At 71.4% G+C, this 13644-nt stretch carries 15 protein-coding genes; 8 read left to right on the top strand and 7 right to left on the bottom strand.

Annotated features, from left to right (window positions below; all coding sequences use genetic code 11):
• The first annotated feature begins 44 nt into the window (after positions 1 to 44).
• Together AB0A90_RS13950 and fabG are read left to right on the top strand one after the other, a co-directional pair.
• On the top strand, positions 45 to 1697 hold the full coding sequence (locus AB0A90_RS13950) for an alpha-amylase family protein (RefSeq protein WP_357247149.1): 1653 nt from the start codon (positions 45 to 47) through the stop codon (positions 1695 to 1697).
• Positions 1698 to 1740: 43 nt separating this feature from the next.
• Entirely contained in the window at positions 1741 to 2499 is a 759-nt protein-coding gene (gene fabG / locus AB0A90_RS13945; RefSeq protein WP_357246486.1) for a 3-oxoacyl-ACP reductase FabG, read from the top strand.
• Between the two features lie 64 nt (positions 2500 to 2563).
• Here the strand turns inward: fabG and AB0A90_RS13940 are convergent, their stop codons facing one another.
• The 3 genes from AB0A90_RS13940 to AB0A90_RS13930 form a co-directional block, all read right to left on the bottom strand.
• On the bottom strand, positions 2564 to 2980 hold the full coding sequence (locus AB0A90_RS13940; protein WP_357246483.1) for a hypothetical protein: 417 nt from the start codon (positions 2978 to 2980) through the stop codon (positions 2564 to 2566).
• Entirely contained in the window at positions 2973 to 3365 is a 393-nt protein-coding gene (locus AB0A90_RS13935) for a hypothetical protein (protein WP_357246481.1), read from the bottom strand. The genes AB0A90_RS13940 and AB0A90_RS13935 overlap by 8 nt, the downstream gene beginning before the upstream one ends.
• 127 nt (positions 3366 to 3492) lie before the next feature.
• Positions 3493 to 3855, bottom strand: a complete 363-nt coding sequence (locus AB0A90_RS13930) for a cupin domain-containing protein (protein WP_357246478.1) — start codon at positions 3853 to 3855, stop codon at positions 3493 to 3495.
• A 194-nt stretch (positions 3856 to 4049) separates the two neighbouring features.
• On the opposite strand from AB0A90_RS13930, the gene AB0A90_RS13925 reads away from it, so the two are divergent.
• The gene (locus AB0A90_RS13925) at positions 4050 to 4952 is read left to right on the top strand and encodes a Gfo/Idh/MocA family oxidoreductase (RefSeq protein WP_357246476.1); all 903 of its coding nucleotides are present in this window, start codon (positions 4050 to 4052) and stop codon (positions 4950 to 4952) included.
• 145 nt (positions 4953 to 5097) lie between these two features.
• Here AB0A90_RS13925 and AB0A90_RS13920 read toward each other — a convergent pair whose 3' ends face one another.
• On the bottom strand, positions 5098 to 5289 hold the full coding sequence (locus tag AB0A90_RS13920) for a DUF2795 domain-containing protein (RefSeq protein WP_357246473.1): 192 nt from the start codon (positions 5287 to 5289) through the stop codon (positions 5098 to 5100).
• A 128-nt stretch (positions 5290 to 5417) separates the two neighbouring features.
• Between AB0A90_RS13920 and AB0A90_RS13915 the strand changes: the two genes are divergently transcribed.
• Positions 5418 to 6674 carry an erythromycin esterase family protein gene (locus AB0A90_RS13915; protein WP_357246470.1) on the top strand — a complete coding sequence of 419 codons (1257 nt, stop codon included), beginning with the start codon at positions 5418 to 5420 and terminating at the stop codon, positions 6672 to 6674.
• A gap of 112 nt (positions 6675 to 6786) precedes the next feature.
• Here the strand turns inward: AB0A90_RS13915 and AB0A90_RS13910 are convergent, their stop codons facing one another.
• The 3 genes from AB0A90_RS13910 to AB0A90_RS13900 all read right to left on the bottom strand — a co-directional run bounded on the left by AB0A90_RS13910 (position 6787) and on the right by AB0A90_RS13900 (position 10132).
• Entirely contained in the window at positions 6787 to 9009 is a 2223-nt protein-coding gene (locus AB0A90_RS13910; RefSeq protein ID WP_357246467.1) for an MMPL family transporter, read from the bottom strand.
• On the bottom strand, positions 9009 to 9596 hold the full coding sequence (locus AB0A90_RS13905; protein ID WP_357246464.1) for a TetR/AcrR family transcriptional regulator: 588 nt from the start codon (positions 9594 to 9596) through the stop codon (positions 9009 to 9011). Before AB0A90_RS13905 ends, AB0A90_RS13910 begins: the two co-directional genes overlap by 1 nt.
• Before the next feature lie 101 nt (positions 9597 to 9697).
• Positions 9698 to 10132 (bottom strand): helix-turn-helix domain-containing protein, encoded by a 435-nt coding sequence (locus AB0A90_RS13900; RefSeq protein WP_357246461.1) that lies wholly within the window; start codon positions 10130 to 10132, stop codon positions 9698 to 9700.
• A 75-nt stretch (positions 10133 to 10207) separates the two neighbouring features.
• On the opposite strand from AB0A90_RS13900, the gene AB0A90_RS13895 reads away from it, so the two are divergent.
• The 4 genes from AB0A90_RS13895 (at position 10208) to AB0A90_RS13880 (ending at position 13619) form a co-directional block, all read left to right on the top strand.
• The gene (locus AB0A90_RS13895; RefSeq protein ID WP_357246458.1) at positions 10208 to 11692 is read left to right on the top strand and encodes an MFS transporter; all 1485 of its coding nucleotides are present in this window, start codon (positions 10208 to 10210) and stop codon (positions 11690 to 11692) included.
• Between the two features lie 31 nt (positions 11693 to 11723).
• Positions 11724 to 12683 (top strand): ATP-dependent DNA ligase, encoded by a 960-nt coding sequence (locus tag AB0A90_RS13890; protein ID WP_357246456.1) that lies wholly within the window; start codon positions 11724 to 11726, stop codon positions 12681 to 12683.
• Positions 12684 to 12753: 70 nt separating this feature from the next.
• Positions 12754 to 13203, top strand: coding sequence for a helix-turn-helix transcriptional regulator (locus tag AB0A90_RS13885; protein ID WP_357246453.1), 450 nt, complete (start codon positions 12754 to 12756; stop codon positions 13201 to 13203).
• Between the two features lie 5 nt (positions 13204 to 13208).
• Positions 13209 to 13619, top strand: a complete 411-nt coding sequence (locus AB0A90_RS13880; protein ID WP_357246451.1) for a VOC family protein — start codon at positions 13209 to 13211, stop codon at positions 13617 to 13619.
• Positions 13620 to 13644: the final 25 nt, after the last annotated feature.

Below are 13644 nucleotides of genomic sequence, written 5' to 3'. Positions count from 1 at the left end.
ACCAAGGGTTTGCCGCGGTGATCGAACGGAGATGTTCCTTCGGCATGGGTGACCGTTGGTATTCCGAAGCCGTCGTCTACTGCCTCGACATCGACACGTACGCCGACTCCGACGGTGACGGCGTCGGTGACATTCGTGGGCTGATCGGGAGGCTGGACTACCTGGCCCGGCTCGGGGTGACCTGCCTGTGGCTGCACCCGATCCACCCCTCGCCCAACCGCGACGACGGGTACGACGCCACCGACTTCTACAACGTGGACCCGCGCTTCGGCACCCTGGGCGACTTCGCCGAGCTGCTGCACCAGGCCCAGAACCGGGGCATCCGGGTGATCATCGACCTGGTGGTAAACCACACCTCCGACGAGCACCCGTGGTTCCAATCCGCCCGGTCCTCGCCGGACTCCCCGTACCGCGACTGGTACGTCTGGTCGGACACCGAGCCGGACGACCGGCGCCAGGGCATGGTCTTTCCGGGGGAGCAGGACGAGACCTGGAGCTACGACCGGACCGCGAAGGCGTGGTTCTACCACCGGTTCTACAAGTTCCAGCCGGACCTCAACTTCGCCAACCCGCAGGTCCGGGCGGAGATCAAGAAGATCATGTCGTTCTGGCTCCAGCTCGGCGTCTCCGGCTTCCGGATGGACGCGGTGCCGTTCATCATCGAGCTGACCGAGCCGGGCAACCCGAACTCCCCGAAGGACTTCGAGTTCCTCACCGAGATGCGCCAGCACGTGCAGTGGCGGCGCGGCGACGCCGTCCTGCTGGCCGAGGCGAACGTCGAGCCGGACCAACTGCCGACGTTCTTCGGCGACGCCAGCGGGTCCGGCAACCGGATCCACATGCTCTTCGACTTCATGCTCAACGGTCGGCTCATGCTCTCCCTGGCCCGGCAGGACCCGGAGCAGTTGATCGACGCGTTGCACGACACCCCGAAGCTGCCGGTCGGTGGGCAGTGGGCCACCTTCCTGCGCAACCACGACGAGATCGACCTGTCCCGGCTGACGACCGAACAGCGCAACCAGGTGTACGCGGAGTTCGGCCCGGACGAGACCATGCGCATCTACGACCGGGGCATCCGTCGCCGGCTCGCCCCGATGCTCGGCAACGACCGGCGGCGCATCGAGCTGGCGTACGCCCTCCAGTTCTCGATGCGCGGCACACCGGTGCTGCGCTACGGCGAGGAGATCGGGATGGGCGAGGACCTGTCGCTGCGGGGTCGGGACGCCATCCGTACCCCCATGCAGTGGTCGTACAAGCCGAACGCCGGCTTCTCCACGGCGGACCCGGAGAAGCTGGTCCGCCCGGTGATCGACAAGGGTGAGTTCGGCTACCAGAACATCAACGTCACCGCCCAGCGCGGCGACCCGAAGTCGCTGCTCGCCTGGTTCGAGCGCATGATCCGTACCCTGCGGGAGGCCCCGGAGATCGGGTCCGGCTCGACGACGCACATCGACGTGGCGGTGCCCGCCGGTGTGCTCGCGCACCGGGCGGACGGGCCGACCGGGACCATGGTCTTCGTGCACAACCTGGGCACCGACGACGTCGAGGTGGACCTGAGCAGCCTCGAACCGGAGGCCGACATGCCGATCGACGTGCTCACCGACCGCGGTTACGGCGAGCTGGGCAAGCTCGGCGCGGTGAAGGTCTCCGGCTACGGATACCGGTGGATTCGCCTATGCCGGGGGCCGGCCTGTTGACGTTAAGCTCCTCCGATCGACCCCACGTTACCGGGAGGTAATCATGTCGGAGGAGCCCCGCGTCGCCATCGTCACCGGAGCCGCACGCGGCATCGGCGCGGCCACCGCCCGACGGCTGGCCGCCGACGGGATGGCCGTCGCCGTCGTCGACATCGAGGAGTCGGCCACCAAGGACACGGTGGACGCCATCGTCGCCGACGGTGGCCGGGCGCTCGGTGTGGGCGCCGACGTCTCCGACCGGGACCAGGTCGAGGCAGCGGTGGCCCGGATCGCCGCCGACCTGGGCGCGCCCACCGTCCTGGTCAACAACGCCGGCGTGCTGCGCGACAACCTGCTGTTCAAGATGACGAACGCCGACTGGGACACCGTGATGGGGGTGCACCTGCGGGGCGCGTTCCTGTTCAGCCAGGCCGCGCAGAAGCACATGGTGGACCGCAGGTGGGGGCGGATCGTCAACCTCTCCAGCACCTCCGCGCTGGGCAACCGGGGTCAGGCGAACTACGCCGCCGCCAAGGCCGGCCTCCAGGGCTTCACCAAGACGCTCGCCATCGAGCTGGGGCCGTTCGGGGTGACCGTGAACGCGGTCGCACCCGGCTTCATCGTCACCGACATGACCGCCGCCACCGCCGCCCGGATGAAGGTCGACTTCGACGACTTCAAGAAGCACGCGGCGGCCGAGATCCCGGTGCGTCGCCCGGGGTTCCCGGAGGACGTCGCGCACACCATCTCGTTCCTGGCGAGCGAGGGTGCCGGTTTCGTCTCCGGTCAGGTCATCTACGTCGCGGGCGGCCCGCGGGACTGACCCGTACCTGTGTACCCCCGACGAGGGCGCTCCGGCACTGCCGGCGGCGCCCTCGTCGTCGTTGTCAGGCGGGTGCGCGGCGGGTGCGCCAGAGCCAGATCAGGCCGAGCACCGGCAGCACCAGCGGGATGTAGCCGTACCCGCTGCCGAACTGCGACCAGACCGTCTCGTCCGGGAAGAGCTCCTCGTCGGCCAGGCTCAGGATGCCGACCGCGACCACCCCGACCAACTCCACGGAGCAGCACGCCAGCGCGACCCGTCGGCCGGTGTGCCCGGCCCGCGCCAACCCGACCGCCGCCACGATGTAGATGAGCGCGGCCACCCCGGAGAGCAGGTACGCCACCGGCGCCTCGTCGAACTTGGTGGCGAGCTGCAGACCCGCCCGGCTGGTCGCCGCGATGGCGAAGAGCAGGTAGACCGCGATCAGCAGCCGACCGGGGCCGGCGTTCGTGGCGCGTCCGGCCGGTCGTGTCTCAACCACCGAGCACCTCCCAGGTCTGCTGCAAACGGACCACCACCACCGGGGCCACCAGGCAGACCGCGCAGACGATCGCCGAACCCCAACGGGTCGGCTCCATCCGGGCCAGCACCCAGGCCAACGGCGGCAGGCTCACGAGCGTGACCAGGTAGCCGAAGAAGGCCCCGGGCTCACCGGGCCGGTCCCCGCCGCCGACCGCGACCACGGCCAGCACGCTCAACACGAGCAATGCCACTTCGAGTACGCCCAGGCCGACGAACTGCACCCGGTCCGGCGGCCGTTGGCGCACCGCCGCCACCAGCGCCCACACCGCGACGAGTAGCGACAGCACGATCGACACGGTCGCGACGATTCCGTCCACCGGCGAGTCGACGCTCACGCTGGTCACCGGACCTGCCCGGTCGTTGCCTCGGTCACCGGCACAGCCTACTAACCGCCGTAGTAATCGGATGACCCTGCCTCGGTGGGTGGCCGTCGACGGGCGTTCGGGACACTTCGGCTGACCGGGGCCGACGTCAGTCGCCGTCCGGCAACCAGTAGACCGAGACGGCGAGGAGCGGGTTCGGTCCGTCGTTCCGGAGCTGGTGCGGCACCCCGCTGTCGAACGCCGCGACGTCCCCGGGCCGCAGAACGCTCGTCTGGTCGCCGAAGGTCAAGGTTCCGGTGCCGGACACGATGATCCACACCTCGCGCGACCGATGGACATCGAGGTCGTTCGACGTGTTCGGCGCCACCGACCAGCGAGCGACCTCGAACGGCGCGGGTGCCGTCGATGGAAACGGCAGCAGGGCGCTGTGCACGGGCCCGCCCTCGGCGAAGTCGTACCAGTGTGTGAAGGCGACGGGGCCGCTGGTCAGTGTCGAATCAGTGCTCGGCATGCCGTCGAGACTGCCTCGCCGCGCTTGAGGTGTCTGGCGGCGATCGGACGTGGCGTTGCCCGGAGCGGGTCCGTGGAAACGGGGAGGTAGCTGCTTCGATTGGTCGAACCCGCCGCCGTCATGACCACCGCGGCGACTAGCGTGGATCAGGTCCGTGGCGTTGCCGCGGGACGGGGAAAACAGCGGAGGTACACGTGCTGCGGTTCGGCTTGTTCGGCACCGGTCACTGGGCGATCGAGACGCACGGGAAGGCGTTGCACGCACACCCGGACGCGGAGTTGGTCGGGGTGTGGGGGCGTAACCCGGAGCGGGCCTCCGCGCTGGCCGAGCGGTACGGGGTGCCGGCCTACGCCGACGTCGACGCGCTGATCGAGCAGTGTGAGGCGGTCGCCGTCGCGCTGCCGCCGGACGTCCAGGCCGACATCGCGGTCCGGGCCGCGTCCGCCGGGCGGCACCTGCTGCTGGACAAGCCGCTGGCGCTCAGCGTGGCCGACGCCGACCGGGTCGTCGCCGCTGCCGAGGAGTCCGGGGTCGCCTCGGTCGTCTTCTTCACCCAGCGGTTCCAGCCGAACGTGACAGCTTTCCTCGCCGCCACCGCCGCCGTCGGGGGGTGGCAGCACGGTCGGACCACCGCGTTCGCCTCGATCTTCCAGGACGGCAGCCCGTACGGCGGGTCGTTGTGGCGTCGCGAGCACGGCGCGCTCTGGGACATCGCCCCGCATGCGCTCTCCATCCTCCTGCCGGTGCTGGGCCGGGTGACCCAGGTGGCGGCGATGGACGGGCCGAGCGGGATGGTGCACCTGCTGCTCACCCACGAGGGTGGTGCCACGAGCAGCGCCTCGCTCTCCCTGGACGCCCCGACCGAGTCGATGGCCCGGGAGTTCGTGTTCTACGGCGAGAACGGAATCGAGAACGTCCCGTTCGGCGAGAACGATGCCGCCACGGCGTTCGGTGTCGCGATCGACCAACTCGTCGAGCAGGTACGGACCGGCACCCGGGACCACCGTTGCGACGTCCACTTCGGCCGAGAGGTCGTCGCCATCATCGCCGCCGCCGAAACCGCCCGCACCGAGTCCCGCACCGTCCTGCTCCCATAACCCCGACCCACCCTGCAGGATCGCGGGCTGCGTCGAGGGCTGGATCGAGGGCTGGATCGAGGGCTGGATCGCGGTGATCAAGAGGTTTGCGTCACGAAACGACCTGCCAACGACGCAAACCTCTTGATCACCGGGAAGAGGGCGGTTAGCTGAGGGTGGTCAGGGCTGCGGCCAGCTCGTCGGGGGAGGCGAACTGCTCGGGTGGCAACGCCTGCAACATCTGCAGCATCGCCGTGCTGGCCCCGTTCTCCTGGCCCCAGCGGACCAGGTCCTCCCGGGAGACCGGGTAGTCGAGCCCGGCCAGGTACTCCTGCAACTGAACGCCGGTGACGGTCATGCCGGCCGGCTACCCGCTCGCGGTGGGCGTACACCGTGGCGGCTGGCACGGGCGACGGCCCGGCGGTCGGCGTGTCGGCCCGCGACGCGCCCACGGTTTGCCCCAGCGGCGGCCGGGTAGCCGCTGGCATGCTGGTTCAGCGGCTCGGCGCGCCGAGCGACTTCGACCCGTTGCTGGAACGCGTACGAGACGCCCGGGTGGTGATGATCGGCGAGTCCACCCACGGCAGCTACGACTACTACCGGTTGCGTGAGCAGCTCACCCGACGGTTGATCGCGGAGTGCGGGTTCTCCTTCGTCGCGGTGGAGGGTGACTGGCCGGACTGTGATCGGGTGCACCGGTCGGTGACCGCCGCGCCCGGCGGCGCGCTCCAGCCGCAGCTCGCGCTCGACCAGTTCGAGCGGTGGCCGACCTGGATGTGGGCCAACGCCGAGGTGGCCCGGTTCGCCACCTGGTTGCGGGCCTGGAACGTGGAGCGGCCGGAGGACCAACGCGCCGGGTTCCACGGGCTCGACGTGTACAGCCTCTGGGAGTCGATGCAGGCGATCTTCGACTATCTGGGGGAGGAGGACCCGACGTCGCTGGAGGCGGCGCAGGACGCGTACCGGTGTTTCGAGCCGTACGGCAAGAGGGTCGAGGAGTACGGCGCGGCCAGCCGGTTCGTCTCCGCCCGTTGTGAGGAGGAGGTGGTCCGTCTGCTCGCCCGGACCCGTGAACACGCCCTCTCCGACGGGCCGGACCGCTTCTCGGCCTGGCAGAACGCGGAGGTGGTGGCCGGCGCGGAGCGGTACTACCGGGCGATGGTGGCCGGCGGGCCGGACTCGTGGAACATCCGCGACACGCACATGCAGGACACCCTGGACCGGTTGCTGGACCGGTACGGCCCGGATGCCCGGGGCATCGTCTGGGCGCACAACACGCACGTGGGGGACGCGCGGGCCACCGACATGGCCGCGGACGGGATGGTCAACATTGGTCAGTTGGCCCGGGAACGGCATGGCGACGACGCCGTGGCGCTGATCGGCTTCGGCAGCTACCGGGGCACGGTGATCGCCGCACCCCGGTGGGGCTCGCCTCCCGAGCCGATGGTGGTGCCACCGGCTCGGGAGGGGTCGGTCGAGCGGCGGCTGCACGAGCTGATGCCGGACCGGGCGGTGCTGATCTTCGGCGGTGACGACCAGCCGGGCTGGGTGACCGACACCGTGGACCATCGGGCGATCGGGGTCGTCTACGACCCGTCCTTCGAGTCCTGGGGCAACTACGTGCCGAGCCGCCTGGGCGACCGCTACGACGCCTTCATCTGGTGCGACGAGACGACAGCTCTGCACCCGCTACCGGTGCCGGCCGCCCCCGGCGAGATGGAGACGTACCCGGCCGGGGTCTGACGGCCGCTTTGATCCCGTCGATCATGGAGTTGTGGTGCTGGACGAAGGCCTCTGATCGGGGCACAACGGGCACCACAACTCCATGATCGACCGCGTTGGGTCGGGGGTGGGGTCAGACGTGGGTCGGGGTGCGTTCTTCCAGGTGGGTGCGGAGGCCTTCGCCTTCTATGTCGACGTTCGGGAGGGCTCGGTTGAGCCAGCTCGGCAGCCACCAGGCGCGGTCACCGAGCAGTGACATCACCGCCGGGACGATTGTCATCCGGACCACGAACGCGTCGATGGCGACGCCGACCGCGAGGGCGAAGCCCATCGACTTGATCACGGGGTCCTCCAGGAAGACGAAGCCCCCGAAGACCGAGATCATGATCAGTGCGGCGGCGGTGACCACCCGGGCGCCGTGCCCCATGCCGCTGATGGTGGCCTGCCGGGCGGACTTGCCGTGGACGAAGTCCTCCCGCATCCGGGACACCAGGAACACCTCGTAGTCCATGGCGAGCCCGAACAGGATGCCGATGAGCAGGATCGGCAGGAAGCTGATCAGCGGCCCCGGCGTGTCCAGGCCGACCAGGTCGGCGAGGTGCCCCTGCTGGAAGACGGCCACCGTGATGCCGAATGTGGCGGCGACGGTGAGCAGGAAGCCCAACGCGGCCTTGACCGGCACCAGCAGCGAGCGGAACACCAGCATCAGCAGCAGCACCGAGAGCCCGACCACCAGCAGCAGGTAGACCGGCAGTGCGTCGGAGAGCTTCTCGGAGACGTCGATGCCGATCGCGGTGGCGCCGGTGAGCAGGACGTCCGCGTCGCGGATCCCGCCCACCGCGCTGCGGATGTCGTGGACCAGGGTCTCGGTGGCCTCGTCGGTCGGGCCGGTCTTCGGCACCACGCCGAGCAGCGCGGTCCGGCCGTCCGGGCTGAGCTGGGGTGGCGCCACCGCGAGGACGTTCTCGGTGCGCTGGAGCAGCGCGGTCACCTGCGGCACGGCGGCCGAGGTGGCCTGCGGGGTGTCACCGGCGACCACCACCGCGAGCCGGCCGGTGAAGCCCGCCCCGAAGCCCTCGACGGTCAGGTCGTTGGCCACCCGGGCGGGTGAGCCGACGGCGGCCGTCGCGGCGCCTGGCAGGGCCAGCCGCATGTCCGGCGTGGGCAGCGCGAGCAGCCCCAGGCCGAGCAGGCCGACCAGGATGACGGGTACGCGGAAGCGGGTGACGAACCGAGCCCAGCGGAACCCGAACCGGGACTCGTCCTCGGCGGCCGGCCGGTCGGTGTCGCCGGAGTGGTCGGCGACAGCGCTGGTGTCGGTGGTGGTGCCGTCGGTGACGGTGGTTCGCAGCCGGCGGGGGAGCACCCGGCGACCGGCGAAGCCGAGCAGGGCCGGTTGGAGGGTGATCGCGACGAGCACCGCGACGGTGACCGTACCGGCGGCGGCGAGACCCATCACGGTGAGGAAGGGGATGTTCACCACGGCGAGCCCGGCCAGCGCGATGACCACTGTGGCGCCCGCGAAGACCACCGCGGAGCCGGCGGTGCCGACCGCTCGGCCGACCGCCTCCTCCGGGGACAGGCCTTCGAGCAGGTTCTGCCGGTGCCGGGAGGTGATGAACAACGAGTAGTCGATGCCGACGGCGAGGCCGAGCATCAGCGCCAGGATCGGCGCGGTGCTGGTCAACTCGATGACGCCGCTGAGCGCGAACAGGCCGGCCATGCCGACGCCCACGCCGATCAGCGCGTTGAGCATGGTCATCCCGGCGGCGACCAGGGAGCCGAACGTGATGATCAGGACGATCGCGGCGACCAGTACGCCGAGCGCCTCGGTGGAGCCGATCTCCGGCTCACCACCGAGCACCTCGCCACCCGGGGCCACCTGCCAACCCTTGGCCTCGGCGGCGGCGCCGACCTCCTCGTACGCGGTGCGCTGCGCGTCGGTCACCTCGTCGCCGCCGCTGGAGAACTGGACCTGGACCAGGGCGTAGCGACCGTTGGGCGAGACCGCGCCGACCTGGAGCGGGTTCACCGCGCCGACCACGCCGGGCAGGGCCGAGGCCTCCTGGACCAGCTGCTGCACCACGGCCTGGCCCTCGGGGGTGGCCAGTTGGCCGTCGGCCGGCGCCTTGACCGCGATGGTGCCGGTGGCGCCGCTGGCCGCGGGGAACTGCTCGGCGAGCAGGTCGAGCGCGCGCTGGCTCTCGGTGCCGGGCATCGTGAAGTTGCTCGCCGTCGGGCCGCGCAGGGTCGCGGCGGCCAGGCCGGCGACGACGAGTACGACGAGCCAGAGCGCGACGACGAGCCGTCGCCGGCGCAGCGCGCCCCGGCCGAGCCGGTAGAGCAGGGTGGCCATCAGGAGTCCTTGTCCTCGGTCGTGGGTGGTTGGGGCAGGGGTGCGTCGACGGGTTCGACGGCCCGCCGGACGAGAGTGAGCAGGGCGGAGCGCAGTTCGTCGTCGGGGATGTCGGTGAACTCGCCGCAGGCCTCGGAGATCCCGGCGAGCAGCACCAGCGCGGCGATCCGGGCGCCCGGCCGGTCGGAGTGGCCGGCCAGCGCGTCACGCAGCCGGTCGGAGATCTGTTGGATGTGCGCGAAGGCCGGCTGGCACAGCAGTTCCGGGAACTCGCCGCGCAGCACCGCGATCTCCCGCCGGAACCGGACCGCGAGGTCGACGAAGCCCTGCGCGGCGACCTCCTGCGCGGCCGAACCGGTCTGGCCCGTGAGTCGGTCGTCGAGGTCCCGCAGCACGCCGATCGCCGGGGCCATCAGTTCGGCGAGCAGGGCTTCCTTGTTGGCGAAGTGGTAGAGCACGGTGGCCTTGGAGCAGCCGACCTCACGGGCGATGTCCTGCAGGGAGGTGCCCCGGTAGCCGCTCACCGTGAACTGCCGGGCCGCTGCGGCGAGAATCTCACCGTGCGTGTCGGACACCGCTCTGACCATGGTCGGTCCACCTCCCGCAGACCAGCATGCCTGACCGATCGGTCAGACCCTGACCGATCGGTCAGAGGAAAGCGGTGGCGTTCACCACACCTCGGCCGGGTTTATCCGGCGTGCTGGGCGTCGTACCTGGTCCGCGCCTCGGCGATGGCGCGGCGGTGTCGCTCGGCCCAGGCCGTCAGCGCCACCAGCGACTCGTACAGCTCCAGCGCCATCGGGGTGGCGGTGTACTCGACCTTCGGCGGAACGGTCGGATAGACGGTGCGGTGCAGCAGGCCGTCCCGTTCCAGGTTGCGCAGCGTCAGGGTGAGCATCCGGCGGCTGATCCCCTCGACGCTCCGCTCCAACTCGGTGAAGCGCACCGGGCCGTGTGAGGCGGACACCAGGATGCTGATGCTCCACTTGCCGCCGACCCGGTCGAGCACCTCGCGGACGGTGCAGGCCCGAGCCTGACCCGGGGTGAACGGCACGTTCTCGGCCGCGCAGGTCACCTCGGCCTCGACCTGCGCGGACACATCGCTGTTCCTCTGGGACATCACAGTGCCTCCTTCCGCTCCGGTTCATGGTCACAGACGATGACCTCGGTAACAAACCGTGCACCAAGGAGGGGTTTCATGGACCGCGTCGTTCCGTCCCGCTGGCCAGCACTGCTCGTGCTCTGTGCCGGCAGCCTGATGATCATCCTGGATGGCACCGTCGTGGCGGTGGCGCTGCCCGCCGTGCAACGCGATCTGGGCTTCACCGCCGCCGGCCTGGCGTGGGTGGTCAACGCGTACCTGGTCGCGTTCGGCGGGCTGCTGTTGCTCGCCGGCCGACTCGGCGACCTGCTCGGCCGGCGGGGGGTCTTCCTGGCCGGCGTCGCGCTGTTCACAGTGGCCTCGCTGGCCTGCGCGGTCGCCACCGGGCCGGCCCTGCTGGTGACCGCCCGGTTCGGCCAGGGCGTCGGTGGGGCGCTGGCCATGGCGGTCAGCCTCGGCATGATCGTCCGGCTCTATCCCGAACCGGCCGAGCGCGCCCGCGCGATCGCCGTCTTCAGCTTCACCGGAGCGGCCGGCGCGTCGGTCGGCACCGTCGCCGGTGGGGTGCTCACCGACGCGGCCGGGTGGCGGGCGATCTTCCTGGTCAACCTGCCGATCGGGGCGGCCATCCTGCTCGCGGCCGTCCGCCGGCTCCCCGCCGAACGGGGTATCGGCCTGCGGGCCGGCCTGGACCTGCCCGGCGCGCTGCTCGTCACCGCCGGTCTGATGGCCGCCGTGCTGGGCATCGTGGGGACCGGTGAGCACGGCTGGACCAGCCCGCGCACCCTCGGCGCGGTGGCCCTCGCGGCGCTGCTGCTCGGCGGGTTCGTGCTCCGCCAACGGACGGCGGCGACCCCGCTGCTGCCGGGTCGGGTGCTGCGCGTCCCGGGTCTGGTGGCGGCGAACGCCGTGCAGTTCCTCATGGTGTCCGCGTACTTCGGTTTCCAGTTCCTGCTCGCCGTGGAGCTGCAACTGGTGCTCGGGCTGGACGCCGCCGCGACCGGCTGGGCCTTCCTGCCCACCCCGGTGGTGATCGCGGTGGTGTCACTCGGCCTGGCCGGTCGGCTGATCGCCCGCTGCGGTGCCCGGACCGTGCTGCTGGTCGGGCTGGGCCTGGCCACCGTCGGCTTCCTGCTGCTCGCCCGGCTGCCCGCGGACGGCGCCTACCTCGCCGACGTACTCCCGGCGATGGTGACCTTCGGGGTGGCCGGCGGTCTGACCCTGCCGGCCGTCACCACCCTGGCCATGGCGGGCGCGACCGACGCGGACGCCGGGCTCGCGTCCGGCCTGGTCAACACCACCCAGCAGGTCGGCGGCGCGGTTGGTCTGGCCGCGCTGGCCACCCTGGCCGCCGCCCGCACCGACGGACTGCGGGCCGCCGGCTGGGCCGAGACGGCCGCCCTGGCCGCCGGCTACCGGACCGCGTTCGCCGTGGCCGCCGCCCTGGTGGTCGCCGCGTTGTTGGTAGCGATGACGACACTGCCCCGACGCCCAGCCCAGCTCGGACCGGACGCCGACCCGTCGGGGTCGGCCACGGTGGGCGCCGGAATCGGTCCGGACCCGAGCGCCGCGTCCGGTTGACCGACGGCACCGGGACCGCGAAGGTGGTCGGGTGAGCAAGGCTGACGAGACCCGGGACGGCGTGGCCCTGACCAACCTGGACCAGCCGCTGTCCGACCGCGACGACGCGACCAAGCGAGACCTGGTCGACTACCTCGACGCCGTCAGTGGGCGGATCCTGCCGCAGTTGCGGGACCGCCCGCTGTCGGTGATCCGGGTCCGCCCCGGTCAGCCGCCCTTCATGCAGAAGAACCTGCCCCGCTACACCCCGGACTGGGTCCGCCGGGTGCCGGTCTGGGCGGAGGCGTCGCACCGGGAGATCTCGTACGCCCTCTGCGACGACAGGCGCACCCTGCTCTGGTTCGCCAACCAGCGGGCGGTGGAGTACCACCCGACGCTGGCCACCACCGCCGATCCGCACCGGCCGACCCACCTGGTGCTCGACCTGGACCCGCCGGAGGGTGACGGCTTCCGGGCGGCCGTCGCGGCGGCCCTGCTGGTCCGGCAGGCACTCGCCGACGCGGGCCTGGCCGGTGCGGTCAAGACCAGCGGTGCCAAGGGCGTGCACGTGTTCGTCCCGGTGGCCGGCGATCCCACGACGGAGGAGTTGGCCGCCGCCACCCGGGCGCTCGCCGTCCGCGCCGAGCGGCTCGACCCGGCGCTGGCCACCACCGCCTACATCAAGGAGGACCGGGGTGGCCGGGTCTTCGTGGACGCCACCCGGGCGGGCGGCGCGACGGTGGTGGCGACGTACAGCCCTCGGCTGCGCCCCGGCCTGCCGGTCTCCTTCCCGGTCGACTGGGCCGACCTGACCGAGGTGGCCCCGGCGGACTTCACCATCCGGACCGCGCCGGCGCTGCTCGGCGACGGCGATCCGTGGGCCGCGCTGATGCCGGCCCCGCAGCCGCTCCCGGCCGACCTGGTCGCCGAGGGCCGGACCATCCCGGTGGCCCGGGTGCAGGCCATGCACGAGGGAAAGCGGCGGGCCCGCGCGCGTCGCGAGGCCGGCTGACCGGGCTCCCGGTCGCCGCGCGCGCCTGGCGAACGGCGGATTGTCGGTGGGTTGTGGCACGATTTCCCAGGTGAGCAGCAAACCCGACGCGACCCAGCGACTGGGCGACCTCGCGCGGCTGCGCCGGGTCCGCGACCGGATCGACCGGGAGTACGCGCAACCGCTGGACGTCGAGGCGCTCGCGCGGGGCGCGCACATGTCGGCCGGGCACCTGAGCCGCGAGTTCCGGCTCGCCTACGGCGAATCTCCGTACAGCTACCTGATGACGCGGCGGATCGAGCGTGCGATGGCGTTGTTGCGCCGGGGCGACCTCAGCGTCACCGACGTCTGTTTCGCGGTCGGTTGTTCGTCCCTGGGCACCTTCAGCACCCGCTTCACCGAGCTGGTCGGCATGCCGCCCAGCGTCTACCGGCGGCAGGCGGCGCAGGCGGCGGCGGGGCTGCCGTCGTGCGTGGCGAAGCAGGTGACCAGACCGATCAGGAATCGAGAAGCGCAGGTCGCGGAGCCACAACTAGCGTGACGGCCATGGACATCACCATTCACTCGAGCTTCCTTCCGCACACCGACCCGGACGCCTCGCTGGCCTTCTACCGCGACGTCCTCGGCTTCGAGGTCCGCCTCGACGTCGGCTACGGGGGGATGCGCTGGATCACCGTCGGGCCGCCCGGCCAGCCCAGCACCGCCATCGTCCTGCACCCGCCGGCCGCCAACCCGGGCATCACCGACGACGAGCGGCAGACCATCCTCGAGCTGGTGGCCAAGGGCAGCTACTTCGGCGTCAACCTGGCCACCACCGACCTCGACGCCACCTTCGCCAAGCTGGAGGCCACCGACGCCGAGGTCGTCCAGGAGCCGACCGAGCAACCGTACGGCGTCCGGGACTGCGCCTTCCGCGATCCCGCCGGCAATCTGATCCGCATCCAGGAAGTGCGCTGACCGTCCGACCCCGGACAGATGGAGA

The sequence above is a fragment of the Micromonospora sp. NPDC049204 genome (assembly GCF_040647935.1).
Classification (GTDB): Bacteria; Actinomycetota; Actinomycetes; order Mycobacteriales; family Micromonosporaceae; genus Micromonospora.
This window is presented reverse-complemented; position numbering and strand designations above follow the sequence as displayed.